Annotated in this window: 25 protein-coding genes; 12 read left to right on the top strand and 13 right to left on the bottom strand. The window is 70.8% G+C overall.

The window, feature by feature from the left end; all coding sequences use genetic code 11:
• From C2L59_RS43460 to C2L59_RS43445, 4 genes are all read right to left on the bottom strand, one after another.
• Complete coding sequence (locus C2L59_RS43460; protein ID WP_103355410.1) at positions 1-981, bottom strand: ABC transporter permease; 981 nt, start codon at positions 979-981, stop codon at positions 1-3.
• Entirely contained in the window at positions 978-2072 is a 1095-nt protein-coding gene (locus tag C2L59_RS43455; RefSeq protein ID WP_103355475.1) for an ABC transporter ATP-binding protein, read from the bottom strand. Before C2L59_RS43455 ends, C2L59_RS43460 begins: the two co-directional genes overlap by 4 nt.
• A gap of 17 nt (positions 2073-2089) precedes the next feature.
• Positions 2090-3763, bottom strand: coding sequence for an ABC transporter substrate-binding protein (locus C2L59_RS43450; RefSeq protein WP_233224013.1), 1674 nt, complete (start codon positions 3761-3763; stop codon positions 2090-2092).
• Between the two features lie 208 nt (positions 3764-3971).
• Positions 3972-5159 (bottom strand): ROK family transcriptional regulator, encoded by a 1188-nt coding sequence (locus C2L59_RS43445; RefSeq protein WP_103355409.1) that lies wholly within the window; start codon positions 5157-5159, stop codon positions 3972-3974.
• Positions 5160-5292: 133 nt separating this feature from the next.
• Between C2L59_RS43445 and C2L59_RS43440 the strand changes: the two genes are divergently transcribed.
• The 5 genes from C2L59_RS43440 (at position 5293) to C2L59_RS43420 (ending at position 12546) form a co-directional block, all read left to right on the top strand.
• A complete protein-coding gene (locus C2L59_RS43440) occupies positions 5293-6528 on the top strand; it encodes an ROK family transcriptional regulator (RefSeq protein WP_103355408.1) in 1236 nt (411 codons plus the stop codon).
• A 480-nt stretch (positions 6529-7008) separates the two neighbouring features.
• Positions 7009-8220 carry a glycoside hydrolase family 16 protein gene (locus tag C2L59_RS43435; RefSeq protein ID WP_103355407.1) on the top strand — a complete coding sequence of 404 codons (1212 nt, stop codon included), beginning with the start codon at positions 7009-7011 and terminating at the stop codon, positions 8218-8220.
• Between the two features lie 134 nt (positions 8221-8354).
• Positions 8355-9341 (top strand): glycoside hydrolase family 75 protein, encoded by a 987-nt coding sequence (locus C2L59_RS43430; RefSeq protein ID WP_233224012.1) that lies wholly within the window; start codon positions 8355-8357, stop codon positions 9339-9341.
• Positions 9338-11191 (top strand): ricin-type beta-trefoil lectin domain protein, encoded by a 1854-nt coding sequence (locus tag C2L59_RS43425; RefSeq protein WP_233224011.1) that lies wholly within the window; start codon positions 9338-9340, stop codon positions 11189-11191. The genes C2L59_RS43430 and C2L59_RS43425 overlap by 4 nt, the downstream gene beginning before the upstream one ends.
• A complete protein-coding gene (locus C2L59_RS43420; RefSeq protein ID WP_103355406.1) occupies positions 11188-12546 on the top strand; it encodes a chitinase in 1359 nt (452 codons plus the stop codon). The genes C2L59_RS43425 and C2L59_RS43420 overlap by 4 nt, the downstream gene beginning before the upstream one ends.
• Before the next feature lie 221 nt (positions 12547-12767).
• On the opposite strand, the gene C2L59_RS43415 is transcribed toward C2L59_RS43420, so the two are convergent.
• Positions 12768-13490: a GntR family transcriptional regulator gene (locus C2L59_RS43415; RefSeq protein ID WP_103355471.1), complete on the bottom strand. Its 723-nt coding sequence runs from the start codon at positions 13488-13490 to the stop codon at positions 12768-12770.
• Positions 13491-13606: 116 nt separating this feature from the next.
• Between C2L59_RS43415 and C2L59_RS43410 the strand changes: the two genes are divergently transcribed.
• Genes C2L59_RS43410 through C2L59_RS43390 form a run of 5 tightly spaced genes read left to right on the top strand, consistent with a single transcriptional unit; the run spans position 13607 to position 17853 of the window.
• Complete coding sequence (locus C2L59_RS43410; RefSeq protein ID WP_103355405.1) at positions 13607-14851, top strand: MFS transporter; 1245 nt, start codon at positions 13607-13609, stop codon at positions 14849-14851.
• Positions 14852-14866: 15 nt separating this feature from the next.
• Positions 14867-15661 carry a putative hydro-lyase gene (locus tag C2L59_RS43405; protein ID WP_103355404.1) on the top strand — a complete coding sequence of 265 codons (795 nt, stop codon included), beginning with the start codon at positions 14867-14869 and terminating at the stop codon, positions 15659-15661.
• 1 nt (position 15662) lies between these two features.
• Positions 15663-16412 carry a LamB/YcsF family protein gene (locus C2L59_RS43400; protein WP_103355403.1) on the top strand — a complete coding sequence of 250 codons (750 nt, stop codon included), beginning with the start codon at positions 15663-15665 and terminating at the stop codon, positions 16410-16412.
• Positions 16409-17020 (top strand): allophanate hydrolase subunit 1, encoded by a 612-nt coding sequence (locus C2L59_RS43395; RefSeq protein ID WP_103355402.1) that lies wholly within the window; start codon positions 16409-16411, stop codon positions 17018-17020. The genes C2L59_RS43400 and C2L59_RS43395 overlap by 4 nt, the downstream gene beginning before the upstream one ends.
• Positions 17017-17853 carry a biotin-dependent carboxyltransferase family protein gene (locus tag C2L59_RS43390; protein ID WP_103355401.1) on the top strand — a complete coding sequence of 279 codons (837 nt, stop codon included), beginning with the start codon at positions 17017-17019 and terminating at the stop codon, positions 17851-17853. The genes C2L59_RS43395 and C2L59_RS43390 overlap by 4 nt, the downstream gene beginning before the upstream one ends.
• 32 nt (positions 17854-17885) lie before the next feature.
• Here the strand turns inward: C2L59_RS43390 and C2L59_RS43385 are convergent, their stop codons facing one another.
• A complete protein-coding gene (locus C2L59_RS43385; protein ID WP_233224010.1) occupies positions 17886-18296 on the bottom strand; it encodes a hypothetical protein in 411 nt (136 codons plus the stop codon).
• Between the two features lie 32 nt (positions 18297-18328).
• Between C2L59_RS43385 and C2L59_RS43380 the strand changes: the two genes are divergently transcribed.
• Positions 18329-18667, top strand: a complete 339-nt coding sequence (locus C2L59_RS43380) for a winged helix-turn-helix domain-containing protein (protein WP_103355400.1) — start codon at positions 18329-18331, stop codon at positions 18665-18667.
• Here C2L59_RS43380 and C2L59_RS43375 read toward each other — a convergent pair.
• From C2L59_RS43375 to C2L59_RS43345, 6 genes are all read right to left on the bottom strand, one after another.
• Positions 18642-19268, bottom strand: coding sequence for an alpha-ketoglutarate-dependent dioxygenase AlkB (locus C2L59_RS43375; protein WP_199199693.1), 627 nt, complete (start codon positions 19266-19268; stop codon positions 18642-18644). The genes C2L59_RS43380 and C2L59_RS43375 overlap by 26 nt on opposite strands.
• 249 nt (positions 19269-19517) lie before the next feature.
• Positions 19518-20576, bottom strand: a complete 1059-nt coding sequence (locus C2L59_RS43370) for an alcohol dehydrogenase catalytic domain-containing protein (RefSeq protein WP_103355398.1) — start codon at positions 20574-20576, stop codon at positions 19518-19520.
• A gap of 20 nt (positions 20577-20596) precedes the next feature.
• Positions 20597-20929 (bottom strand): transcriptional regulator, encoded by a 333-nt coding sequence (locus C2L59_RS43365; protein ID WP_199199691.1) that lies wholly within the window; start codon positions 20927-20929, stop codon positions 20597-20599.
• A gap of 73 nt (positions 20930-21002) precedes the next feature.
• Positions 21003-21821, bottom strand: a complete 819-nt coding sequence (locus C2L59_RS43360) for an LLM class flavin-dependent oxidoreductase (RefSeq protein ID WP_103355470.1) — start codon at positions 21819-21821, stop codon at positions 21003-21005.
• A 390-nt stretch (positions 21822-22211) separates the two neighbouring features.
• Entirely contained in the window at positions 22212-22895 is a 684-nt protein-coding gene (locus C2L59_RS43350; RefSeq protein ID WP_033261556.1) for a metal-dependent transcriptional regulator, read from the bottom strand.
• 40 nt (positions 22896-22935) lie between these two features.
• Entirely contained in the window at positions 22936-23376 is a 441-nt protein-coding gene (locus C2L59_RS43345; RefSeq protein ID WP_103355395.1) for a GNAT family N-acetyltransferase, read from the bottom strand.
• Between the two features lie 54 nt (positions 23377-23430).
• On the opposite strand from C2L59_RS43345, the gene C2L59_RS48375 reads away from it, so the two are divergent.
• Positions 23431-23748, top strand: coding sequence for a hypothetical protein (locus C2L59_RS48375; RefSeq protein WP_199199689.1), 318 nt, complete (start codon positions 23431-23433; stop codon positions 23746-23748).
• Positions 23749-23752: 4 nt separating this feature from the next.
• On the opposite strand, the gene C2L59_RS43335 is transcribed toward C2L59_RS48375, so the two are convergent.
• Positions 23753-25354: an amidohydrolase gene (locus C2L59_RS43335; protein ID WP_103355394.1), complete on the bottom strand. Its 1602-nt coding sequence runs from the start codon at positions 25352-25354 to the stop codon at positions 23753-23755.
• Positions 25355-25421 lie beyond the last annotated feature (67 nt).

The following is a 25421-nucleotide window of genomic DNA, read 5'->3' as shown; positions in this document are numbered from 1 at the left end:
TCAGCCCTCCTTCCGGGTGCGCGGATCGAGCGCCAGGTAGGCGACGTCGGCGAACAGGTTCGCCACCAGCACCGACAGGGTGATGATCAGGAAGATGCCCTGCATCAGCGGGTAGTCCTGCGAGCCGACGGCCTGGAACAGCTGGTAGCCGACGCCCGGGTAGGAGAAGACGATCTCCACCAGCAGCGTGCCCCCGACGATGAAGCCCAGCGCCAGCGCGAAGCCCGACACGCTCGGCAGCAGCGCGTTGCGCGCGGCGTAGCCGACCATCACCCGCCGTTCCGGCAGGCCCTTGGCGTGCGCGACGGTCACGTAGTCCTCCGACGCGACGGTGACCATCATGTTGCGCATGCCCAGGATCCAGCTGCCCATCGAGCTGATCAGGATGGTGAGCGCGGGCAGCAGGCTGTGCTGGATCGCGCTGCCGATGAAGCCGGGGGCCCAGCCCGGGATGGTGCCCGGGTCGTAGCCGCCGGACGACGGGAAGAAGCTGCCCGGGCCGGCCAGCAGCGTCAGCGCGATCAGGCCGAGCCAGAAGTACGGGATCGACGAGAGGAACGTCGTCACCGGCAGCAGGCCGTCGACCCACGAGCCGCGCTTCCAGCCGGCGACCACGCCGAGCCCGGTGCCGATCACGAAGCCGACGATCGTGGTGATGCCGACCAGGATGATCGTCCACGGCAGACTGTCGGTGAGCAGGTCGGACACCGGCGTCGGGAAGAACGTGAACGAGATCCCGAGGTCGCCGCGGAAGAGCTGACCCCAGTAGTCGAAGTACTGGGAGATCAGGCTTTCGTTCTTGTCGAGTCCGAACAAGACGTACAGCGACTGCATCGCTTCGGCGCTGATCATGCCCTGGTTCTTGGCGATCAGCGACTGCACCGGGTCGCCCGGGATCAGCCTGGGGATGAAGAAGTTGATGGTGACGGCGGCCCACGCGGTGAAGACGTAGAAGGCGAACCGTTGCAGCAGGAACCTCATCGGGCGGCTCCGTCGTAGAGCCAGCACGCGGCCCAGTGGCCGGCGGTGTCGCCGACGTCGAACCGCGGCGGCAGCTCGGTCTCGCACCGGGCCATCGCGGCCGGGCAGCGCGGGTGGAACCGGCAGCCCGGCGGCGGGTCGATCAGGCTCGGCGGCTCGCCGGACCCGCGTTCGGCCGGCGTCTCCGCGGGGTCGCCACCGCCCGCGATCCGGTCCGGGTCGGGAGCGGATTCGATGAGCAGCCGGGTGTACGGGTGCGCCGGCCGCTGGGTGATGGTCTCGCTGTCGCCGCCTTCGACCATCCGGCCCGCGTACATCACCATCGTGTCGTCGGCGAAGTAGCGCGCGGACGCGATGTCGTGCGTGATGTAGAGGATGGCCAGGTGCAGGCGTTCCTTGAGGTCCCGCAGCAGGTTCAGCACGCCGAGCCGGATGGAGACGTCCAACATGGACACCGGCTCGTCGGCCAGCAGCGCCTCGGGGTCCGCACCGAGCGCCCGCGCGATCGCGACGCGCTGGCGCTGCCCGCCGGACAGCTCGTGCGGGAACTTGTCGACGTACCGCTCGGGCGGGGTCAGCTGGACGCGGGACAGCAGCTCGTGCAGCGACTTCTCGAGGTCGTCGCCCGCCCGGCCGTGGATCTTCAGCGCCCGCGTCAGGTGGTAGCGCACGGTGTGCACCGGGTTCAGCGACGCGAACGGGTCCTGGAAGATCATCTGGACCCGCCGCGCGTAGGCGCGGAACGCCCTGCCGTGCTTGACGTTCACCGTCTCGCCGTGCAGCCGGATGTCGCCGCCGGTGCGCGGGTAGAGGCCCGCGAGCAAGCGCGCGACCGTCGATTTGCCGGAGCCGGACTCGCCGACCAAAGCGGTGACGCGGCCGCGCCGGAGCGTCAGGGTCACGTCGTCGACGGCCTGGATGCTGCGGCGGGGTCCGGCGAGCGCCGCGCGCCCACGCCGGCGGACCGGGAAGTGTTTGGTGAGGCCCGCGGCCTCGAGGACCACGGGGAGGTCCCCCTCCGACCCGGCGGCGACGGGGTCGGAGGGGGCCGGGGAGGCCGCGTCGCCGCGGCCGTCCCCGTGTTCGGTCATCAGTGAGTCCGCCATCGTCAGGCCGCGGGCTTGAGGTGCAGGACGATGTCGAGCGCGTTGCGCAGCGTCGGCTGGGCCGGCGCGTACGGGTTGGCGTCGTCGGGCCAGCCGACCCAGTTCTTCGTGCTGTACTCGCCGCCGGAGTTGGCCGCCGACGTCGGGATCATCGGCTGCTGCTCGATCATGATCTTCTGCAGCGTCGCCATCGCGGCGGTGCGGGCGGCGTCGTCCTCGGCGTTCGCGTAGGTTTCCAGGGCCTTGGTCGCCTCGTCGTTCTTGAAGCGGCCGTAGTTGCCGTTGATGCCACCCTGGCCGGTCGGCTTGTAGCGGTTGCCGTCCATGACGTCGCGGTACATGTCGTACGGCGTCGACCCGTCGTTGGTCCAGTGCATCAGGCCCTCGAAGTCACCGGTGTCGACCGACTTCATCCAGGCGTCCTGGTTCATCTTGTCGACCGTGGCGGTGATGCCGATCTGCGCCAGGTTGTCCTTGATGATCTCCAGGTCGGTGATGTAGTCCGACCAGCCCGACGGGACGGTGAGCTTGATGGTGACCGGCTTGCCGCCCGGGTCGGCCAGCTTGTCGCCGTTGAACTTGTAGCCCGCGCCGGTCAGCAGCGCCTTCGCGCCCGGGACGTCGACCTGGACCGACTGGCCCTTGTACTGCGGCGCGATGAACGGGTCGCCCGCCGGCGTCGGGATGCCGGTGACCTGGTCGTTCTTCGGGTAGAAGTAGCCGGCTTCACCCTGGTTGAAGATGTCGTCGCGGTTGATCGCCTTGTTGATGGCCTGCCGCAGCTTCGGGTCGTTCCACGGCGCCTTCTCGGTGTTGAACCACAGGCCGTGGACGGCGAGCTGCGCGGGGAACCACAGCTTGTAGTGCTGCGGGTCCTTGTTCGTGTAGACGGCCTTGTAGTTCGGGATGAACACGAAGCTCCACTCGGCCGCCCCGTTGACCAGGGCGCTGACCTGCGCGTTGTTGTCGGTGTAGGAGGTGTAGCGGATCTCCTTGACCTTCGGCGCTTCCTGCCAGTAGCCGCTGTCGCGCCGCGTGACGATCATCGTCTGCGGGGTGGCCGACTTCAGCGTGTACGGGCCGGTCCCGATCGGGTTCTTCACCAGGTCGAGCGCCGGGTCCTTGACGTCCTTCCAGACGTGCTTCGGCACGACCAGGGTCTGCAGGATCTTGACCTGGTTGACGAACTGCGAGCCGTCGAAGGCCAGGGTGACCTGGTTGCCGGCCGCGGTGATGTCCTTGTACGGGACGGCGTCGACGTTCAGCGCCTTGTTGTCGCGCAGCAGCTGGAAGGTGTAGGCGACGTCCTCGGCGGTCATCGGCTGGCCGTCGGAGAACTTGACGCCGTCACGGACGGTGAGAACCAGCTTCTTGTAGTTGTCGGTCCAGTCCCACTTGGTGGCCAGCCACGGCTTGCCCGGCTCCTGCGGCTTGACGCGGTTCAGCATGACGAGGGGCTCGTAGATCATCCACCGGTAGCCCATGTTCGACAGGGCGGACGTCTCCAGGAACGGGTTGTTGTTCTCCGCCTGCGGGCCGTCCGGCTTGCCGACGTTGAGCACGGCGTCCGGGTTGCTCTGCGCGGCGTTCGAGGTGCCGCCACCGCTGCACGCGGTCAGGCCGGCCACGGCCATCACGGATATCAGCGCTGCGGCTAGTGCGCGCTTGGCTCGCATCGGTTCCTCCTGCTTTTCATCGACGACTGCTTGCTGTCGACTGGTAGCGAGCCCCGACCGCCGGCGACCGAACGACGTCCCGAAGTCAACCCGGGTGACTCGGGTCACGTCAATAACACGGCGGTAACGTTTTGTACCTAAGTTTAAGTACTGAAAGAACTGGCGGTCTGGACCCGCTGATCGAACTACTCCTTGCGACGCAAGGGTTTCAGCCGGTCCGCCCGCCGTTCGCGAGCAGCTGGGCGATCGGCAGGGTCGCCGCGCCCAGCGCGACCGCCTCCGGCCCGAGCCGGCCGAGGACCACCTCGGTGCGCTCGGCCAGGTAGTCGAGGGCGTGCCGGCCGACGGCGTCCCGGACTACGGGAAGGATCGCCTGCCCCATGATCGCCCCCGCCGAGCCGGAAAGCACCACCCGGTCGGGGCTGAGCAGGTTGATCAGGTTGGCGATGCCGATCCCGAGGTACTCGCCGGTCTCGGCCAGCACGTCGGCGGCCGGGCCGCCGGTGGCCGCCTCCTCGACGATCCGGGCCAGTTCTCCGTCACTTTCGTCCCCGATGACCGGTTCGACGCCGGCTCGGGCGGCGTAGTGGCGGACCACTGCCTCGGTGCCCACGTACGCCTCCAAGCAGCCGTGGGAGCCGCACCGGCAGGCCGCCCCGGCCGCCTTGACCACGGTGTGCCCCCACTCGCTGGTCGTGATGCCCGGGTGCGACCGCCCGGCCGTCGCGACGGCGGCCCCGACCCCGACGCCGAGCAGGGCGACGATGGCGCGTTCGGCACCCCGGCCGGCGCCGCGCCACGCCTCGGCCTGCCCCAGGGTGCGGGCGCGGTTGTCCAGGTGGAGGGGCGCCTCGATGTGGGGGTGGAGCAGCTCGGCGAAGTTCACCCCGCGCCAGCCCAGGGTGGGCGCGTGCACGATCCCGCCGTCGCGGACCGCGCCCGGCACGCCGATGCCCACGCCGAACACCGCGTCCGGATCGCCGCCCTCGAGCACCTCGGCGATGCCGGTCCGCACCAGCCCCGCCACTTCCTCCGGGTCGAGCCGGGTGCCGACGAGCGGGTGGCGCACGGTCCCGAGGGTGCCGAGCGCGCAGTCGAACAGGCCGACTTCGACGTGCGTTTCGCTGACGTCCACGCCCACGACGTGCCCGAACTCCGGCCGCACGGCCAGCAGCGTCCGCGGCCGCCCGCCGTCCGATTCGACCGATCCGGCCTCCGCGACGACGCCGTCGGCGATGAGCTCGGAGACGACGTTGGTAACGGTGGCGGCCGACAGTCCCGATTCAGCTACCAGTTCCAGTCTGCTGACGGGACCGCGGAGGTAGAGCGAGGAGAGCAGTGCCGCGCGGTTGTGCCGCCTGAGGTCACGGGTCGTCTGGCGCACCACCTGGGTCACCGGGAGGATTCTGCCAGACCGCCGCCCCGCCACCATGGGTTCGGAACTTAGTTCACCACTTAATACATAGCCACAACTTACGGTGATCAGGCATCCTGTCAGTGAGCCGGTAAGAAGTTCAGATGGGTTGCCCATGGCGAGCAAGCGCACCACCGTCCGCGATCTGCGGCGACACAACCGATCCCTGCTGCTGTCGAAACTGTACTTCGACGGCCCGCTGTCGCGGCACGAACTGAGCCAGCTCACCGGATTGAGTGCCGCCACCGTGAGCAACGTGACCGCCGAACTCGGCGAAGAACGCCTGATCACCGAGGCCGGGCAGGTCGAATCGGACGGCGGGCGGCCCCGGGTGCTGCTGCGCGTGGACCCGGCGTACGGGCACGTCGCCGGGGTCGACATCGGCGAGACGGGGGTCAAGGTCGAGCTGTTCGACCTGGCGATGAACCGGCTGGCGACGGTCGAGCACCCCCTCCCGAAGGCCCCCGACCCGGCGACGGCGGTCGAGCAGGTGACGTCCGGCCTGCGGGAGGTGTTCGCGAGCGCGGGCATCGACGAATCGGGCGTGCTGGGCGTCGGCATCGGCGTGCCGGGCACGGTCGAGCAGGGGGCGGAGGTGCTGGTCCACGCCCCGACGGTCGGCTGGGACGGGGTGCCGTTGGCGTCGCTGCTGTTCGACGCCGGCGTCCGGTTGCCGCTGTTCATCGACAACGGCGCGAAGACGCAGGGCCAGGCGGAGATGTGGTTCGGCGCGGGCCGCGGAGCGCGCCACGCGGTGATCGCGCTGCTCGGCTCGGGCGTCGGCGCGGCGGTGGTGACGGACGGGACGACCTACCGCGGATCGACGAGCAGCGCGGGCGAGTGGGGCCACACGACGATCGCGTACGGCGGCCAGGAGTGCCGCTGCGGCTCGCGAGGCTGCCTGGAGGCGTACATCGGCGCGGGCGCGGTCCTGGCGCGCTACCGCCGGGCGCGCGGCAAGGACATCGCGGGCGAGGACGAGCAGGCGCAGTTTTCGGCCCTCCTGGCGGCGGCACCGAAGTCCAAAACGGCCGCCCGCGTGCTCGACGAAACGGCGGGCTACCTGGGCGCGGGCATCGCGAACCTGATCAACCTGTTCAACCCGGAGCGCATAGTGATCGGCGGCTGGGCCGGCCTGGCCCTGGGCGACCAGCTCCTGCCGAGAATCCGCGAGGCGGCGGGCGAGCACGCCCTGCGCCACCCGTTCAGCCAGACCTCGATCCAGCTGGGTTCCCTGGGCCTGGACGCGGTGGCCACGGGAGCAGCCACGCTCCCGGTGGCGGACCTGCTGGAGCAGCGAGCGACGTCCAGGATCGCCAAGCCAGGAGCCCCGAACTCCGACGCGGCCTAGCACCGAAGCCCGACAACGGCGGCGCAAGCCGCCCTCCCCAGAAGGGCGGCGCAAGCCGCCCTCCCCAGAAGGGCGGCGCAAGCCGCCCTCCCCAGAAGCCCAACGGGCAGCGGTCACCGAAACCGGCACCGCCGAGAACCCAGACCTTCCCCGGCACCCCGATCCGAAGCCAGAGGTGCCGTGCCCCACTGAGCGGGAACCCCGACGCCCCAGGTGACGTCACTCCCCAACCCTTAATTCGGGTTGAAAAAAATGACCCACCCGAGTGTTGCCCGGCTTGTCTGGACCATGCATACTTTGTTGCCAAGCACAACAAAGGCACCACACCACGCTGCCGCCCGCGCACCCGCCGCGCGGGCCTCGGCGAGCACACGCACGGTCACGCCTGCCGCCGCCCCGGCATGCGCGGCCACCTCCCCTCCCCCGCGTTCCGTGCTGCGCGCGGAACGCCGGTCCCCCACGGTGAGAGAGGCGACAACGATGTCCACCTCCAAGAAGAACCGCTGGGCGGCACTCCTCGCCGCCTCCGCCCTGCTCCTCCTCGGGCAGCAGGCCCTCACGATGGCCCCGGCCGAAGCCGCGGCCACCTTCACCGACGACTTCAACGGCCCCGCGGGTGCCGCCGTCGACGGGTCGAAGTGGCAGCTCGAAACCGGCGACAACGTCAACAACCACGAGCGGCAGTACTACACCTCCGGCACCAACAACGCCCAGCTCGACGGCCAGGGCCACCTCGTCATCACGGCCAAGAAGGAGAACCCCGGCAACTACAACTGCTGGTACGGCCGCTGCGAATACACGTCCGCGCGGATGAACACGGCCGGCAAGTTCAGCCAGGCATACGGCCACTTCGAGACGCGCATGAAACTCCCGCGCGGGCAGGGCATGTGGCCCGCGTTCTGGATGCTCGGCGGCGGGAACTGGCCTGCCGACGGTGAAATCGACGTCATGGAGAACGTCGGGTTCGAGCCGAACACCGTGCACGGCACCATCCACGGCCCCGGCTACTCCGGCTCCGGCGGCATCGGCGCGGCCTACAACGGCCCGAACTTCTCCGACGACTTCCACACCTACGCCGTCGACTGGGCGCCCAACCAGATCAAGTGGTACGTCGACGGGAACCTCTACCAGACGCGCACGCCGGCGGACCTGAACGGCAACCGCTGGGTGTACGACCACAACTTCTTCATCATCCTGAACCTCGCCGTCGGCGGGTACTGGCCCGGCGATCCCAACAGCAGCACGCAATTCCCGCAGCAGCTGGTCGTCGACTACGTGCACGTCACGAACTCGTCGAGCCAAGGTGGCGGCCGGACCGGCACGATCACCGGCATCGGCGGCAAGTGCGTCGACGTCGCCGGCGCGAACAGCGCCAACGGCACGCCGATCCAGATCACCGACTGCAACGGCAACGCCGCGCAGAGCTGGACCGTCGGCACCGACGGCACCATCCGCGCCCTCGGCAAGTGCATGGACGTGAGCGGCGCGGGCACTGCGGACGGAACGGCCGTGCAGCTCTACGACTGCAACGGAACCGGGGCCCAGCAATGGGTCGTCACCGGGGCGAAGGACATCGTGAACCCGAACGCGAACAAGTGCCTGGACGCCACCGGCAACTCGAGCGCGAACGGCACCCGCCTGCAGATCTGGACCTGCGGCGGCGGCGCGAACCAGAAGTGGACCACGCCCTGATTCGCCGGGCCGGGAGCTCTTGGCTCCCGGCCCACTCCCCAAGGAGAACCGAAGTGCGGCGATTCCTCGTCGCGCTAATGGGGTGTGCCCTGTTAGCGCTTTCTCCAATCACGTCCGAGCCGGCTCAGGCCACAGTGGACGCGGGTCCGTCCGCGAGCCAGCTGCTCGCCAAAACCCAGTCCTGCCAACAGATCTCGAACGGCAAGTATTCCTTCGACGAAGGCGGCGCGACCACCGTGCCCGTCTGCCAGGGCAACGGCGCGGTGTTCTTCACCGCCGACATGGACGTCGACTGCGACGGCGTCCGCACCACGCAGTGCAACGAGAACACCGACTGCTGCTTCTACCCCGACACCGCGTTCCACACTTCCACCGATCAGCCACTGAACGCGGCGCAACTGCCCTACATCGTCCTCCCGCAGCCGACGTCCACTTGGGACTACCGCGGCTACGGGATCGACGGCGGTTCCGTGGTGGCGGTGATCTACAACAACCAGGTCACCTACGCCGTGGTCGGCGACACCGGCCCGACGAGCATCATCGGCGAGGCGTCCTACGCCACCGCCGTGAGCCTCGGCATCAACCCCGACCCGAAGAACGGCGGCACCGAGGGCCCGGTGACCTATATCGTGTTCCCGAACACGCACGTCAACCCGATCGAAAACCACGCCAACGCCGTCAGCCTCGGCGAGCAGGTCGCGACGCAGTTCGCGGGCGGCACGACCCCGCCGCCCACCCAGAACGCCGGCGCGATCACCGGCGTCGGCGGCAAGTGCGTCGACGTCGCCGGGGCGAACAACGCCAACGGCACCGCGGTGCAGCTCTACGACTGCAACGGCTCGGGCGCGCAACAGTGGACGGCCGGCAGCGACGGCTCCCTGAAGGCCCTCGGCAAGTGCCTCGACGTCAGCGGCGCGGGCACGGCGAACGGCACGCCGGTCCAGCTCTGGGACTGCAACGGCTCGGGTGCCCAGAAGTGGACGGCCAACGCGGCCGGGAACCTCGTGAACGCCGGTTCCGGCAAGTGTCTCGACGCGACCGGCAACTCCAGCGCGAACGGTACCCGGCTCCAGATCTGGACCTGCGGCACCGGCGCGAACCAGAAGTGGACGCTCCGATGAGAAAACTGCTCACCCTGGCGGGCGTGACCGCGCTCGCCGCGGCCACGTTCGCCGCGCCCGCGCAGGCCGCGGGCGAGACGGTCAACGTCTGGCTCACCACCACCAGCGACGCCGGCGGCCGCACGGTCACCCGCGGCCTCCAGCAGCAGACGCCGGTGACGTTCGCCGCAGGCACCGGCAGCGGCGGCGTGACCATCAACGTCAACGAAAACACGACCTACCAGCAGTTCGAAGGCGGCGGGGCGTCCTTCACCGACACCGCGGCCTGGCTGATGAACTCCAGCGGCGCGCTGTCGCAGTCCACTCGCGACGACACCATGCGGAAACTGTTCGACCCGAACAACGGCATCGGGCTGAGCTTCATCCGCAACCCGCTCGGCGCGTCGGACCTGGCCCGGTACAGCTACACCTTCGACGACGTGCCGGCCGGCCAGACCGACCCGAACCTGACGCACTTCTCCATCGCCCACGACCAGGCCGACGTGCTGCCGCTGACCAAGCAGGCCCGGCAGCTCAACCCGCAGGTCAAGGTGATGGCGTCGCCGTGGAGCGCGCCGCCGTGGATGAAGGACAACGACAGCTACCTGCTCGGCTGGGTCGAATCGCAGTACTACCCGGCCTACGCGCAGTACTTCGTCAAGTACCTCCAGGCCTACCGGGACGCGGGCGTGCCGATCGACTACGTCTCGATGCAGAACGAGCCGACCTGCTGCTCGTCCTACCCGTCGACCAACTGGAACGGCGCCGGCCTGGCGTACTTCGCGAAGAACAACCTGCTGCCCGCGCTGCAGAACGCCGGCCTGTCCACCAAGGTCCTCGCGCTGGACTGGAACTGGGACACCTACGCGTCCTACGGCGCACCCACCATGGACGACGCGGCGATCCGCAACCACCCCAACTTCGGCGGGGTGGCCTGGCACGGCTACGGCGGTGACATCGCGCAGCAGACGACCGTCCACAACCAGTACCCGAGCGTCAACGCCTACTCGACCGAGCACTCCGGCGGCACCTGGATCTCGAACCAGCAGGCCGAGGACATGAACAACATCGTGGACTACACCCGGAACTGGTCGAAGAGCTTCGTCAAGTGGAGCCTCGGCGTCGACCAGAACATGGGCCCGCACAACGGCGGCTGCGGCACCTGCACCGGCCTGATCACCGTCCACAACGGAGACTCGCGCAGCGGCCAGGTCGACTACACCGTCGAGTACTACACGATGGGTCACCTGACGAAGTTCGTGAAGCCGGGCGCCTACCGGATCGACTCGAACGACAGCTCGGCCGTGCGCAACGTCGCCTGGAAGAACCCGGACGGCTCGAAGGCGCTGATCGCGTACAACTCCGGCACCGGCAACCAGAGCGTGCGGGTGAACTGGGGCAACTCGTCGTTCACCTACACCCTGCCCGGCCGCACGTCGGCGACCTTCACGTGGAACGGCACGCAGGGCAACGGCGGCGGCACCGGCAAGACCGGGCCGATCACCGGGATCGGCGGCAAGTGCATCGACGTCGCCGGCGCGAGCAGCACCAACGGCACCGCGGTCCAGCTCTACGACTGCAACGGCTCGGGCGCCCAGCAGTGGACCGCCGGCACCGACGGCACGCTCAAGGCGCTCGGCAAGTGCCTCGACGTCACCGGGCAGTCCACCGCGGACGGTGCGCAGCTGCAGCTCTGGGACTGCGGCGGAACCGCGAACCAGCGATGGGCGGCGACCGCGGCCAAGGACCTCGTCGGCGCGGGGTCGAACAAGTGTGTCGACGCGACCGGCAACACCAGCGCCAACGGCACCCGGCTGCAGATCTGGACCTGCACCGGTGCGGCCAACCAGAAGTGGAACGTGCCCGCATGAAACTGAAGGCAACTATCGGCGCGCTGGTCGCCACCTCGGCAATGGTGCTCGTCCCGGGCATCGCGCAGGCAGCGACGGGACCGATCACCGGCCTCGGCGGCAAGTGCGTCGACGTCAACGCGGCGAGCACCGCCAACGGCACCGCCATCCAGTTGTACGACTGCAACGGCTCAGGCGCGCAACAGTGGACGGTCGGCAGTGACGGTTCACTGCAGGCGCTGGGCAAGTGCCTGGACGTCACGAGCGCCGGCACCGCGAACGGCACCACGATCCAGCTCTGGGACTGCAACGGCAGTACCGCCCAGAAGTGGACGGCCAACGCGGCGAAGAACCTCGTCAACACCGGTTCCGGCAAGTGCCTCGACGCCACCGGCAACTCCAGCGCCAACGGGACGCGGCTGCAGATCTGGACGTGCGCGAGCACGGCCAACCAGCAGTGGACGCTGCCCACCGGCGGCACGACCCCGCCACCGGGGCCGGGCGTGATGGCCGTCGCGCCCTACCTCTACAACGGCTGGGGCGACCCGCCCAACCCGGCGACGATCCAGAACGCCACCGGCGTCAAGTGGTTCACGCTGGCGTTCGTCCTGTCCAACGGCTACTGCAACCCGCAGTGGGACGGCGGCCGGGCGCTCACCGGCGGCGTCGACCAGAGCACCATCAACACCGTCCGCGCGGGCGGCGGCGACGTCATCCCGTCGTTCGGCGGCTACTCCGGCAACAAGCTGGAGTCCTCGTGCGGCAGCGCGGGCGAGCTGGCGGCGGCCTACCAGAAGGTGATCAGCGCCTACGGCCTCAAGGCGATCGACATCGACATCGAGGCCGACGCCTACAGCAACCCGGCGGTGCAGCAGCGCACGGTCGACGCGCTGAAGACGGTCCGGGCGAACAACCCGGGCATCAAGCTGTACGTCACTTTCGGCACCGGCCAGTCCGGGCCCGACAACAGCCTGGTCAACCGGGCCGCACAGGCCGGGCTCACGGTCGACGGCTGGGTCATCATGCCGTTCGACTTCGGCGGCGCGGGCCAGAACATGGGCACGTTGACGCAGCGGGCGGCCGAGGGGCTCAAGAACGTCGTCAAGAGCGCCTACGGCTACGACGACGACACCGCCTACCGGCACATGGGCATCTCGTCGATGAACGGCATCACCGACAACAACGAGACGGTCACGCTCAACGACTTCACCACCATCCTGGGCTACGCGAACGCCCACCACCTGGCCCGGTTGACGTTCTGGTCGGCGAACCGCGACCGCCCCTGCCCGGGCGGCTACCCGAACAACGACACCTGTTCGGGGGTTTCCCAGCAGGCGTGGGACTTCACGAGGATCTTCGCCCGCTACGCCGGCTGACCCCGGCACCAGGAAGGCCCGGCCGGGGTTCCGGCCGGGCCTTCCGGCGTCTGGGCTGCCGGGCCGCGGCGCTCTGGGGAAGCGGCGACCCGGCAGCGTGGGGTCCCGCCGGCCGCTGGGGGTCTCCGGCGGCGGAACCGCTCCCGAGGTTATCGACCGGGTGTCGCGTCCGGCTCGTGCTCGGGCCGTCCGGCCGTCAAGCGTGCCCGAACGGACCCCTGCTACTCCGCCGCGACGGCCGCGCGGGCCGCTTCCGCGCGATCGGCGTACGCGCCGACGAGCTGCTCCTCCGCGTCCTCGAGGTACTTCATCAGCAGCTGCTCGGCGCCCGGGCCGTCGCCGGCTTCGATGCGGTCGAGGATCTCGTGGTTGCGCGGCAGGTAGCGCTCGTGGAAGCGCCGCGGCTCGGCCATGATGTGGAACACCAGCCGCAGCTCGGCGGTCAGCCGGCCGACCAGCTCGTTCACCCGCTCGCTGCCCGACAGCGCGACCAGCTCCTGGTGGAACCAGACGTTCGCGGTGCCGAGGTCCTTCCAGTTGCCGGTGCGCGCGGCCTCGTCCCCGATGTCGACCTTCTCCTTGATCCGCGCGAAGGACGCCGGCTTGGCCCGGACCCCGCGGACCGCCGCGCACTCGATGATCTTGCGCACCCGGTAGATGTCGACGACGTCCTCGACGCTCGGGATGCGGACGAACACCCCGCGGTTGAGCTCGTGGGCCAGCAGCCGCTCGTGCGTGAGCAGCCGGAACGCCTCGCGCAGCGTGTTGCGGGAGACGCCGAGCGCGTTGCCGATGTCCTGCTCCGACAGCCGGCCGCCAGGCAGGAAGAAGCCCTCCGCGATGCGCTTGCGGAGCACGCCGGCGACCCGCTCGGCCGTGCTCTTGCGGGTGACCAGGCCCCGGTCGGCTTCGAGGCCGGCGGCGCCGCTGTCTTCGATGACCACGATCACCAGGCTACCCGCCACTCAGGGGACGATCCAATTGCCGCCTTGTGGAATTGTTCAACAATCTCTAGCGTGTGAGGCACGCCACCATGAGAGACACTGGCCCGGAGGTGCCCATGACTGCCACAACCGCTACCGAGGCCCGGCCGTTCGACTGGTTCCGCACACTCGGCAAACGTGGCCGACGCGCCTTCGCCGGCGCGTTCGGCGGGTACGGCCTGGACTCGTTCGACTACCAGACCCTGCCGCTCGGCCTGGCCGCGATCACCGCGTACTTCGGGATTTCCAGCGGCGAAGCCGGCCTGCTCGGTACGACGACGCTGGTCGTGTCGGCCGTCGGCGGCGTCGGGGCCGGCATGCTGGCCGACCGGATCGGCCGCGTCCGGACGCTGCAGATCACCATCGCGATGTACACGATCTTCACCGTGCTCTGCGGGTTCGCGCCCAACTTCGAGACGCTGCTGGTCTTCCGCGCGCTGCAGGGCCTGGGCTTCGGCGGCGAGTGGGCGGCCGGCGCGGCGCTGGTCGCCGAGTACTCGCAGGCGAAGTACCGCGGCCGGACCGTGGCCTTCGTGCAGAGCGCGTGGGCGGTCGGCTGGGGCCTGTCGGTGATCGTCTACACCGTGGTGTTCAGCGTCGCGAGCGACGCCATGGCGTGGCGGATCATGTTCTGGACCGGTGTCCTCCCGGCGCTGCTTGTGCTGTGGGTCCGCAAGAGCGTCAAGGACGCGCCGCGCGCCGAAGAACGGCTGAAGACCGAACGCCCGAAGGGCACGCTGGCGCAGATCTTCAAGGGCGACCTCCTGCGCACGACGTTCTTCGCGGCCCTGCTGTCCACCGGTGTCCAGGGCGGGTACTACGCGATCAACACCTGGCTGCCGACCTACCTGAAGAAGACGCGCGACCTGACCGTGATCAACACCGGCGGCTACCTCGCCTTCCTCATCACCGGGGCGTTCGCCGGCTACGTCTGCGGCGGCTACCTCACCGACCTCCTCGGCCGCAAGAAGACCTTCCTGACGTTCGCGGTGCTGTCGGCCGCGCTGATCGTCGCCTACACTCAGATCCCCAAGGGCGCCAACGGGCTCGTGCTGGTCCTCGGCTTCCCGCTCGGCTTCGCGATGTCCGCGATCTTCAGCGGCTTCGGCGCGTTCCTCGCCGAGCTCTACCCGACGGCGCTGCGCGGGACGGGACAGGGGTTCACGTACAACTTCGGCCGGGCCGTCGGGGCGATCTTCCCGACCATCGTGGGCTTCCTCGGCGCCGGCGGCGCGATCGTCATCGGCGCGGTCGGCTACGGCATCGCCGTGCTCGCGCTGCTCGGCCTCCCGGAGACCCGGGGCCTCGAACTCGTCGACTGACTGCGGGGGCAACCCATGACCACCTTCGACCAGCCGGCCACCTACACCCCGGCGCAGGCGCGCGCGGTGTTCCGCCGCGGCGTCGCCCACCCCACGACGGGCTGGGCCAACGGCTTCACCCAGACCAACCTGATCGCCGTCCCCGAGGACTGGGCCTACGACGTCCTGCTGTTCTGCACCCGCAACCCGCAACCGTGCCCGCTGCTCGACGTCACCGACCCCGGCGACCCGGCCACCCGGCTCGCCGAGGGCGCGGACCTGCGCACCGACCTGCCGCGCTACCGGATCTGGCAGAACGGCGTCCTGGCCGGCGAGGTGTCGGACGCGACCGGCCTGTGGCGCAGCGACATGGTCGCCTTCTCGATCGGCTGCAGCTTCACGTTCGAGACGGCGCTGGCCGCCGAGGGCGTCCCGCTGCGGCACGTCGACCAGGGCCGCAACGTCGCGATGTACCTGACGAACCGGTCCTGCGAGCCGGCCGGGCGGCTGTTCGGGCCGATGGTCGTGTCGATGCGGCAGATCCCGGAGGACCGCGTCGACGACGCCATCCGGATCACCCGGGCGATGCCGGCCGTGCACGGGTCCCCGGTGCACATCGGCGACCCGCGCGCGCTGGGCATCGAGGACCTGGGCCGGCCCGACTTCGGCGACCCGGTGGACGCCGAACCCGGGGACGTCCCGGTGTTCTGGGCCTGCGGGGTCACCCCGCAGGCGGCCCTGATGGCGTCGCGGCCGCCTTTTGCGATCACGCACGCGCCGGGGTACATGTTCATCTCCGATCGGTACGACAGCGAATACCGGGTGGGTTGAAATGGATCTGAACAGCGACCTCGGCGAGGGCTTCGGTGCCTGGAAGATGGGCGACGACGAAGCCATGCTCGACATCGTGACCAGCGCGAACATCGCGTGCGGCTTCCACGCCGGCGACCCGTCGGTGATGCGGCGGGTGTGCGACCTGGCGGCCGAACGCGGCGTCGCGATCGGCGCGCACGTCGGCTACCGCGACCTGGCCGGCTTCGGCCGGCGCGCCCTGGCCATCGCGCCGGACGACCTGGCGGACGAGGTGCTCTACCAGATCGGCGCGCTCGACGCGTTCGCCCGCGCGGCGGGCAGCCGCGTGACGTACGTGAAGCCGCACGGCGCGCTGTACAACACCGCCGCGGTGGACGTCGAGCAGGCGGCGGCGATCGTCGACGGCCTGCGCCGGTACGACCCCGAGCTGGCCTTGCTGTGCCTGCCGAACTCGGAAATGCAGCGGGAGGCGGAGAAGGCCGGCGTGGTGGCGTACGCGGAGGCGTTCGCGGATCGCGCGTACACCGCCGAAGGCCGGCTCGTGCCGCGCAAGCAGCCGGGCGCGGTCCTGCACGACGCCGACGTGGTCGCCACGCGCGCGGTCGGCATGGCGACCGGCGGGGTCGTGACCGAGGACGGCACCAAGCTCGACGTGCGCCCGGATTCCCTGTGCGTGCACGGGGACACCCCGGGCGCGGTGGAGCTGGCCCGGCGGATCGAAGCGGCGCTGACCGAGGCGGGCATCCAGCTCGGCGCGTTCACCGGATGACCGTCCGGTTGCTGCCGTGCGGGCGGCGCGCGGTGCTGGTGGAGACCGCCGACGTACTGGGGTTCCAGGCGGCGTTGACGCAGTCGCCGCCGGCCGGCGTCGTGGAGCTCGTCCCGGCGGCCCGGACACTGCTGGTCCGCTTCGACCCCGCGGTGACCGGCCCCGGCCGGCTGGGCGCGGTGCTGCGGCAGGTGTCCCCTGTGGACAGTGCGGCGACGGCCGCGGGCGAGGTGGTGATCCCGGTGGTGTACGACGGCGAAGACCTGGCCGACGTCGCCGCGGAGACCGGCCTGGGCGTCGGATCGCTGATCGCGCGGCACACCGCGGGTGCGTACGTTTCGGCGTTCTGCGGGTTCGCGCCGGGGTTCGCGTACCTGTCGGGGTCGGACCCGGTGCTGCACGTACCGCGCCGGTCGTCGCCGCGCACGCGGATCCCGGCGGGCTCGGTGGCGATCGCGGGCGAGTACAGCGCGGTCTACCCGAGCGCGTCACCGGGCGGCTGGCGGCTGCTGGGCCGGACGGACGCGCCGGTCTGGGACGTCGAGCGCGACCCGCCGAACCTGCTGCCGCCGGGCACCCGGGTCCGCTTCGAGGCGGTGACGTCGTGAAGCTGGAGGTCGTCCGGCCGGGGTTCGCGACGACGGTGCAGGACCTCGGCCGCCCGGGCCACGCGGCCCTCGGCGTCGGCCGGTCCGGCGCCGCCGACCGCGGGTCGTTCCGCCTGGCCAACCGGCTGGTCGGCAACCCGGAAGGGGCGGCCGCCCTGGAGGTCACGCTCGGCGGGCTGGTGCTGCGCGCTTCGGGTCTGACGACGGTGGCGGTCACCGGCGCCGGTTGCCCGCTCTCGAAGGGCGGGCCGGACGGGCCGATCACGCTGCGGCCCGGGGAGGAGCTGTCGCTGGGCACGGCGGTTTCGGGGTTGCGCAGTTACGTCGCGGTCCGCGGCGGGATCGACGTGCCGCCGGTGCTCGGTTCCCGGGCGACGGACACGCTGGGCAAGCTGGGCCCGCCGCCGCTGACGGCCGGGACGCTGCTGCCGATCGGCCCGGCCCCGCGGGCTTTTCCGGTGGTGGACCTCGCGCCGCGGGCGCCGCTGCCGGCGGACCCGGTGCTGCGCGTGACGCCGGGACCGCGTCGCGACTGGTTCACCACCCCGGACGACCTGCTGTCCGCTGTGTACACGGTCTCCCCGGATTCGGACCGCGTCGGCATCCGGTTCACCGGCCCGGCCCTGACCCGCGCGCGTCACGACGAACTGCCGTCGGAGGCGTGCGTACCGGGCTCGCTGCAGGTCCCGCCGTCGGGCCGCCCCATCCTGTTCCACGCCGACCACCCGACAACCGGCGGCTACCCGGTGATCGCGGTCGTCGAGGAGGCCGACCTCGACCTGGCGGCCCAGCTGCGGCCGGGCCAGACCGTGCGCTTCCTTCCCGCGTCGTGATCGGCGAGGCGGGTGCCAACCCGCTTTGCCACTCACGACGACCAGCCCGCCGACGTTGGTGAGCCCGATGGCGAGCCACGCCGCCCAGGCCGGGCCGGGGGCGAGCCAGGTGGCGGTACGGCCACCGACAGGCAGGCCGGCGCCAGTGGTACCCCCAGCCCGGCCATGAGCAGCGAAAACACCACGCCGTCGCCGGCTGTCACGACGTCGAACCACGCGTCGGCGAGCAGCAGGGTCGCCGTGGCGGTCGCCGCGAACGGTGTGCGCGGCTCGCCGCGGCCGTGCAGCCAGGCCGTGGCCAGCAGGCCCACCGCCTCGGCCGCGTCGAAGCCGGTCCAGGCCAGCCGCCAGTGCCGCGCCGCCACGACGTCCGGCAGCGTCACGCCCAGTACCGCGATCCACGGCAGCAGGGCCAGCCCCGCCGCCCAGAACAGCTTCTTCATGCGAGGCCTTCTACAAGGCCCTCGCCAACCCCGTGCGCCGGGACATCCTCAGTTACCTGGGCAAACACGGCGAAGCGAACTCGACGAGCGTCGCGAAGGCCCTCGGCGAGAGCACCGGGACGACCAGCTACCACCTCCGCCGGCTCGCCGACCTGGAGCCGATCGAGGAGGTGGAAGACCGCGGGGACGGCCGCGAGCGCTGGTGGAAGTCGCGGCCGAAGGACCTCCACACCCCGCCCGGCCTCGAGCTGGCGCCGGACGAGCGCGAAGCGATGCTCAAGCTCGGCGCGTTCAAGACGAGCCACGACCTGAGCCTGTCGTCCCGGACGAGGAGTCCACAACGGACTAGAGGCCGGACACCCGGAGCGTGATGTTCAGCCGGCCGGTCAGGCCCAGCGCCGGGTCCGCCGTGCCGGGCCGGGTTTTCGGGACACCGTGGTAGGCGAGCCGGGACGGGCCGCCGAAGACGAACACGTCCCCGGAACGGAGTTCGACGTCGGTGTACGGCCGGCCGCGGGTTTCGGTGTTGCCGAAGCGGAACACGCACGCGTCGCCGAGGCTGATCGAGACCACCGGTTCCAGGCTGCGCTCGTCCTTGTCCTGGTGCAGCCCCATCTTCGCGGCGGCGTCGTAGAAGTTGACCAGCGCGATGTCCGGCGCGTACGCCCCGGCCGGCTCGCCGTACGCGTCCGCCAGCGCACGGCGGCCGAGGTCGCCGAGCCAGTCCGGGAACGGCAGGACCGGGGTGCCTTCGCCGGTCGTGCGCGAGTAGCCGTACGGGTACCAGTGCCAGCCGAGGCAGACCGACTTCACCGACATCACCCCGCCGTTCGGCAGCCGGGTGTGGCGGTAGCCGGACCAGCCGCGGCAGGCCGCGACGAGGTCGCGCTGCTCGTCGAAACCGAGCCAGTCGGGGATGTGCACGGCGCCGGGCGCGATCTCGGCGCGCGGGCGCGGCAGGAGGGCGTCCATCACCTCGATTGTGCCGGAGACTCCCGTCGCACACGCTGGGTGACCGCCGAAGGCACGACACGGTGACCGCGGAACGTCACACCCTCGCTGGTGAACAGCCGCAGGAGCCGCCCGAATGGTCCAGCGGGCGCCTCCTGCGGCCGAATCCCCTCGCGTTGGGCCACCATGAAATAGACGTTCCCACACCTGAATGTCACAACGCCAGCGTGGATCAGCTACAAACGGGTCACTTGACCGCGGTGCCGCCGATCAGTTGCGGAACGTGACGACGGTCACGCCCGCGCGCGTCGGCACGGGGTCGGTCATCGCGGCCAGCGCGGCCGGTACGTCGTCGAGCCCGATCCGCCGTCCGATCAGCGCGGCGAGGTCGATCCCCGCCGTCTCGACGACCCGCAGCAGCTCCGGGTACTCGTGGGCCTGCAGGCCGTGGATCCCGACCAGTTCGAGCTCGCCGCCGACGACCCGGTGCATCGGGAGCGGCGCGACGCCCTGCGCGGGCGGCATCAGCCCGGCCTGGACGTGCCGGCCGCGCTTGCGGAGGCTGCCCACCGACGCCGCGCAGGTCGACGGCGAGCCGAGGCAGTCGAGCGAGACGTGCGTGCCGCCACCGGTCAGCTCGCGGACGTGCGCGGCGACGGCTTCCGGGCCGTCGAACGCCGAGGAGTCGACGGTGAGGGCAGCACCGGACTTCGCGGCCAGCCGGAGGGCCGCCGGGGAGACGTCGACGGCGACGACCTCGGCGCCCGCCGCGACGGCCAGCAGCACCGCCGAGATCCCCACACCGCCGCAGCCGTACACCGAAACCCACTGCCCCGCGGTGACCCGCCCCTGCCGCAGCACCGCGCGGAACGCGGTGCCGAACCGGCAGCCGAGCGCGGCGGCCTCGGCGGCGCCGAGCGAGTCCGGCAGCGCGACCAGGTTCGTCTCGGCGTGCTCGATGGCGACGCGCTCGGCGAAGGAACCCCAGTGCGTGGCCCCGGGCTGGAACTCGCGGTCGCAGAGCTGCTGGTCACCGCGGGCGCACTGGGCGCAGGTGCCGCAGGCGCAGACGAAGGGCACGGTGACGCGCGCGCCGAGCTCCCAGCCGCGGACGCCGTCGCCGAGCGCGACGATCCGCCCGGCGAGCTCGTGCCCGGCGACGTGCGGCAGCGTGACGGCGGTGTCGTGACCCTGCCAGGTGTGCCAGTCGCTGCGGCAGACGCCGGTGGCGTCGACCTCGATCACGACACCACCCGGCGCGGCCACCGGTTCCGGCACGTCCCGCACGACGGGCGGGACGCAGAACTCCTCCATCACGACAGCTCGCATGCCGCGAGCCTAATCGTCGCTCAGTTGAGCGCGTGGAACCGCGTTCTCGCCCGTGGTGGGCCGAGGAGCCTGCTGAGCGAGCCGTCCGGCACGTTCAGGATGTCCTCGAGGTTTCGCAGGGCCTCCAACGATTCCGGCCGCTCGGGCCGGCACCGTCCCGACTGCCAGTGGCTGAGGGTGGCCAGGCTGACCGTGGTTCCCCTGCCGCGCAAGCGATAGCGGATCCGCTCGAGGCCGAGGCCGCGGGCCCGGATCGCCGCCCGCAGGGCCACGTCGAACGGTCCGGCCGCCAGCAGCCGGCTCAGCTCCGCCTGTTCCCCCCGGTCGATGGTGCGTGTTCGCTGACCGGTCATCACAACGCTCCGAAGCACTCCCGATTGCCGAAAGTTGGAGCGTAGGCGCAGCTCCGCAAGATCGGAAGGGCCCTCACCCACCTGCCTTGCGCACCTCGTCGGCGATCGCCGCGAACGGTTCCGCGTAGCCGGAGTGGATCGTGACGTAGGAAATCCCCCACCGTTCCCGCCACCGGAGAAGGGTTTCCGTGGCGTGGCCGGGATCCTCGGGCAGCACGGTGACGGCACCGGCGGCGGCGAGTTCGGGCACGTCGGCCCCGGCCCACCGCGCGATCGCGGGCGACGGTTCGGTGCCGACGGCCATCAGGTTCAGGCCGAGCTCGACCTCCGGCAACCGCGCCCCGGCGAGGTTCCGGAATCGATCCACAATGGACTCCGCCTCGGCTTCGGTCGTCCGAGGCGCCCAGCCGAAGGTGACGGTGTCGGCTTCTTGCGCGGCGAGCGCCAGCATTTTCGGCCCCCCGCCGGCAAGCACCAACCGCGGCCGGTCGGCGTGCCGCTTGAGGTGTTCGATGGTGGCGGCCATCCGTGTGATGCGCTCACCCGGTGCGGGGAACTCCCGGCCCAGGCTCTTCGCGTGCGCATCGGCCCCGGGCCGCCCGGCACCCAGCCCGAGCTCGAACCGGCCGCGGGTCTGCTGGTGCAGGGTCTGCACCTGCCAGTCGAGCGCTTCGGCGTCGCGGAAGGGATCGGCGAGCACGAAGGTGCCGACGGTGAGGTCGAGGGTCACCGCGGCGGCGGCCCCGAGCAGCACGAAGGGATCGGCGGTGCCGACGGGATCGGTGGCGAGCAGGGTGTCGAAGCCGAGCTTCTCGATTCGCTCGGCCTGGGCGGTCCACGAGGTGAGATCGGGCGAGTAACCGGCGACGATGCCGAAGCGGAAGGGTTTCATGCGGGCCATGGTCGCGGGCGGGGAGTGGTCACCACATCCGCTTCATGACGTCACCCGCGCGTACGCCTCTCGCCGTCCCGAGCGCCCCAAGCGCCCCAATGTGGCGTTGGTTGCGTCTGACGCACCGAACGCCACGTTGGGTGCGCTGGACGCACCCAACGCCACATTGGGTGCGCTGGACGCACCCAACGCCACATTGGGTGCGCAGGACGCACCCAACGCCACATTGGGGGCTTCTCAGTAGCGGCCGTGGTGTTGGTGGCGGGTGAGGACGAGGTGGGGTGTCGCCGGCAGCCCGGCGTTGTGCCAGGACCTGGTGCAGGTCGGGGTGGGGGCGGTGATGGCTTCGTGCGGGTAGCGGTAGGCGGTGGTGGGCGCGCGGGAACCGGGTCAGCGCAGGGTGACCGACAACGCCTGCGCGATCTCCTTGCCGATGGCGTGCGTAGCCGCGTCGGGCGGCGAGCCCACCTTCACCACCATCGGGCCCCCGAACGGCTGGCGCTCCACGACCTCGATGCGTTCGCCCAGATTGATCGCGTGTTCCGTCAGGTACCGCAGCAGCTCCGGGTCCGTGTCCCAGACCCGGACGATCTCGCCCACCGCGCCCGGCTGGAGGTCGTCCAGGATGCGGACCGGGAGCTCCTCCACGCTGCCGTCCGGGGCCGGGATCGGGTCGCCGTGGGGGTCGCGGACCGGGTTGCCCAGCTTGGCGGCGATGCGCTCGACCAGCCTGTCCGACACCGCGTGCTCCAGCGCGTCCGCCTCCGCGTGGACCTCGTCCCACGTGTAGCCGAGCTCCGACACCAGGTACGTCTCGATCAGCCGGTGCCGGCGGAGCACCGAGCGCGCCAGGAGGCGGCCGTCGGCGGTCAGCTCGATGCCGCGGTACGGCACGTGGGTGACCAGGCCCAGCTGGGACAGCTTCGTGACCATCCCCGACGCCGAGGACGGGCTGACCTCCAGCCGGCCGGCGAGCGACGTGTTGGTGACCGCCTCACCCCGCTCGACCAGGCCGTAGATCACCCGGACGTAGTCCTCGACCGACGAGGACCTCCGGACCGAACCATCTCCCATACCGCATACGATACGGGGCCGGGTTCTTTCTCGTGAAAGTTCACGGCCGCCAGCGGTAGCGGATCCAGCCCGGGACCGGCTCGGCGCCGAGCTGGGCGTAGAACGCCTGGCCCTTTTCGTTGCCCTCCTGCATGTCCCACTCGACGCGCCCGGTCGTGCGGTTGCGCAGCTCGTCGAGCAGCTCGCCGCCGAGGCCGTGGCGGCGGTGCGCCGGGCGCACGAACAGGTCGTCCAGCCAGATCCCCGGCCGGGCTTCCCAGGTGGAGAAGTTCCAGCTGCAGAAGGCGAAGCCGGCCACCACGGCGGGCTCGCCGGGCGGGGTCGCGATCAGCACCCACGCCTTCGGGTCCGGCCCGAACAGGTGACCGCTCAGCTCGGCGCGGTCCAGCTTCAGGTCGTGGTTGTCCTCGTAGACGGCGTGCTCCTCGATGAGCGCGCAGATTTCCTCGATGTCTTCGAAGACGGCGTCGCGGACGGGCATCTCGCCTCCCTTTTTGTCGGTGGTGGTCGTTACGGTCGGTCTCGGAGGTGGTCGATGTCACCAGAGCAACGGTTCGAGGACCTGGTCGACGAGTTCACCGGACGCCCGGGCATCACGCCACCCGGCGCGACCGGCGGCTTCGGGCGCACAGCACTGCGGGCGAACGGCCGGATCTTCGCGATGTTCGTCCGCGGGCAGCTGGTGCTGAAGCTGCCCCGGGTGAGGGTCGACGAACTGGTCGAAGGCGGGCACGGGGTGCGGTTCGACGCGAACAAGGGCACCCCGATGAAGGAGTGGCTGGCCCTGGCCGCCGGGTCGCCGCAACCGTGGTCCGCACTGGCGGAGGAAGCACTCGAGTTCGTGGGGAGGTGAGTCATCACGCTTGATAACGCAGTTCACCGCCGACGGCGGTCCCTTGCACGCCCAGTTCCCCGGAAGCGAGGTCGTCCACAGCGGACTCGTCCAAGGGCGACCCGGACAACACGGCGAAGTCGGCGATCTTGCCGGGCTCGAGCGTGCCCAGGTCACGCTCGGCGAAGGTCGCATACGCCGAGCCGTACGTGTACGCGCGCAACGCCTGCTCCGGCGTCAACGCCTCTTCGAGTGCGAAGGGGGCGCCTGACGCCGTGCGCCGACGCACCATGTCGGCCAGGGCGAGCAGCGGCGCGCCGTTCACGACCGGCCGGTCCGAGGACGCGGGGAGCACGCAACCCGCGTCGAGGACGCTCCGCAGCCGGTAGCACCAGGGCACGCGAGCCTCGCCGAGCGCGGCGCGCATGCCGTCGCCCAGTTCGTTGACGAACCGGCCTTGCGGCGACGGGATGAGCCCGAGCGACGCGAGCCGCGTCAGCTCCGCAGGCTGCAACACCGCGCAGTGCTCGATGCGGTGCCGGTGGTCCGTGCGCGGCGAAGCGGCCAACGCGGCTTCGTAGGCGTCGAGGACGACGGTGATCGCGCGGTCGCCGATCGCGTGCGTCGCGATCTGCCAGCCGGCGTCGTGCGCACGGCGGATCGTGCGCGCGAGTTCGTCCTCGGGCACCTGGAAGTAGCCGCGGTTGCCCGGCTCGCCGTCGAACGGGTCGTGCATCGCGCAGGTGCGCCCGACCAGGGAACCGTCGGCGAACAACTTCATCGGGCCGACGCGCAGCCACTCGTCGCCGAGGCCGGTGCGCAGGCCGAGGTCGAGGCCGAAGCCGGCGTCGTCGGGCAGGTCGTGGAGCACGCTCGCGGCGACCATCACCGTGCTGCGCACGCGCAGCACGCCGCGGTCGCGCGCCTCCTGGTAGGCGGCCAGCTCGGCGGGCGTCTCGCCGACCAGGCCGCCGCCGATCCCGGCTTCCTGGACGCTGGTGATGCCCTCGGCCAGGTACCGCTCGGACGCCCGCCCGAGCCCGCGGACGACCCGGTCGACCGGCGTCGGGTACGTCAGCGGCCGCAGCAGCAGCTGGGCCTGCTCGCGCAGCAGGCCGGTCGGCGAGCCGTCCGCGTCCAGCACGACGTCGCCGCCGACCGGCACGTGGGCGAGGTCGAGCTGGTCGAGCACGGCCGAGTTGACCACGGTCATGTGCCCGGACGTGTGCTTCAGCCGCACGAGCATCCCCGGCGCGGCGCGGTCGAGGCCGTGGCGGTCCGGGTGCCCGCCGGCGAGCTTGTTCTGGTCGTACCCGCTGCCGACCACCCAGCTCCCGGCCGGCAGCGTCGCGGCCCGGGCGGCGACGGCGGCGTAGACCTCCTCGACGCTGCGGCAGCCGCCGAGCGGGACGTCGTCGAGGCCCATGCCGAACCACGCCATGTGGTTGTGGGCGTCGTGGAAGCCGGGCACGACGAACCCGCCGGCGAGGTCGACCCGCGAGCGCGCCGAGAGCGCCAGGGCGTCCTCCCCCAGCGCGACGACCCGGCCGTGCAGCACGGCAAGTGCGCTGGTGAGGCCCCTGCCCGTCCACACCGTGGCGTTCTCGTAGACCGTATCGACCCGCATTTCCGCCTTCCTCCCCGCCGCCACCCTCAACGGAGGCGCTTCGCGCCGCGGCAACATTCAGAGGCTA

This window comes from Amycolatopsis sp. CA-128772 (assembly GCF_002904295.1).
In the GTDB taxonomy this organism is placed as follows: domain Bacteria; phylum Actinomycetota; class Actinomycetes; order Mycobacteriales; family Pseudonocardiaceae; genus Amycolatopsis.
This window is presented reverse-complemented; position numbering and strand designations above follow the sequence as displayed.

Bases quoted from the DNA above. Each gene is read 5' to 3' on its own strand.
- C2L59_RS48375 (WP_199199689.1), top strand. From the start codon at position 23,431: ATGTCACCAGAGCAACGGTTCGAGGACCTGGTCGACGAGTTCACCGGA.
- C2L59_RS43410 (WP_103355405.1), top strand. From the start codon at position 13,607: ATGACTGCCACAACCGCTACCGAGGCCCGGCCGTTCGACTGGTTCCGC.
- C2L59_RS43400 (WP_103355403.1), top strand. From the start codon at position 15,663: ATGGATCTGAACAGCGACCTCGGCGAGGGCTTCGGTGCCTGGAAGATG.
- C2L59_RS43335 (WP_103355394.1), bottom strand. From the start codon at position 25,354: ATGCGGGTCGATACGGTCTACGAGAACGCCACGGTGTGGACGGGCAGG.
- C2L59_RS43425 (WP_233224011.1), top strand. From the start codon at position 9,338: ATGAGAAAACTGCTCACCCTGGCGGGCGTGACCGCGCTCGCCGCGGCC.
- C2L59_RS43450 (WP_233224013.1), bottom strand. From the start codon at position 3,763: ATGCGAGCCAAGCGCGCACTAGCCGCAGCGCTGATATCCGTGATGGCC.
- C2L59_RS43395 (WP_103355402.1), top strand. From the start codon at position 16,409: ATGACCGTCCGGTTGCTGCCGTGCGGGCGGCGCGCGGTGCTGGTGGAG.
- C2L59_RS43350 (WP_033261556.1), bottom strand. From the start codon at position 22,895: ATGGGAGATGGTTCGGTCCGGAGGTCCTCGTCGGTCGAGGACTACGTC.
- C2L59_RS43440 (WP_103355408.1), top strand. From the start codon at position 5,293: ATGGCGAGCAAGCGCACCACCGTCCGCGATCTGCGGCGACACAACCGA.
- C2L59_RS43375 (WP_199199693.1), bottom strand. From the start codon at position 19,268: ATGGACGCCCTCCTGCCGCGCCCGCGCGCCGAGATCGCGCCCGGCGCC.
- C2L59_RS43385 (WP_233224010.1), bottom strand. From the start codon at position 18,296: ATGAAGAAGCTGTTCTGGGCGGCGGGGCTGGCCCTGCTGCCGTGGATC.
- C2L59_RS43365 (WP_199199691.1), bottom strand. From the start codon at position 20,929: ATGACCGGTCAGCGAACACGCACCATCGACCGGGGGGAACAGGCGGAG.
- C2L59_RS43345 (WP_103355395.1), bottom strand. From the start codon at position 23,376: ATGCCCGTCCGCGACGCCGTCTTCGAAGACATCGAGGAAATCTGCGCG.
- C2L59_RS43370 (WP_103355398.1), bottom strand. From the start codon at position 20,576: ATGCGAGCTGTCGTGATGGAGGAGTTCTGCGTCCCGCCCGTCGTGCGG.
- C2L59_RS43360 (WP_103355470.1), bottom strand. From the start codon at position 21,821: ATGAAACCCTTCCGCTTCGGCATCGTCGCCGGTTACTCGCCCGATCTC.
- C2L59_RS43455 (WP_103355475.1), bottom strand. From the start codon at position 2,072: ATGACCGAACACGGGGACGGCCGCGGCGACGCGGCCTCCCCGGCCCCC.
- C2L59_RS43435 (WP_103355407.1), top strand. From the start codon at position 7,009: ATGTCCACCTCCAAGAAGAACCGCTGGGCGGCACTCCTCGCCGCCTCC.
- C2L59_RS43460 (WP_103355410.1), bottom strand. From the start codon at position 981: ATGAGGTTCCTGCTGCAACGGTTCGCCTTCTACGTCTTCACCGCGTGG.
- C2L59_RS43420 (WP_103355406.1), top strand. From the start codon at position 11,188: ATGAAACTGAAGGCAACTATCGGCGCGCTGGTCGCCACCTCGGCAATG.
- C2L59_RS43405 (WP_103355404.1), top strand. From the start codon at position 14,867: ATGACCACCTTCGACCAGCCGGCCACCTACACCCCGGCGCAGGCGCGC.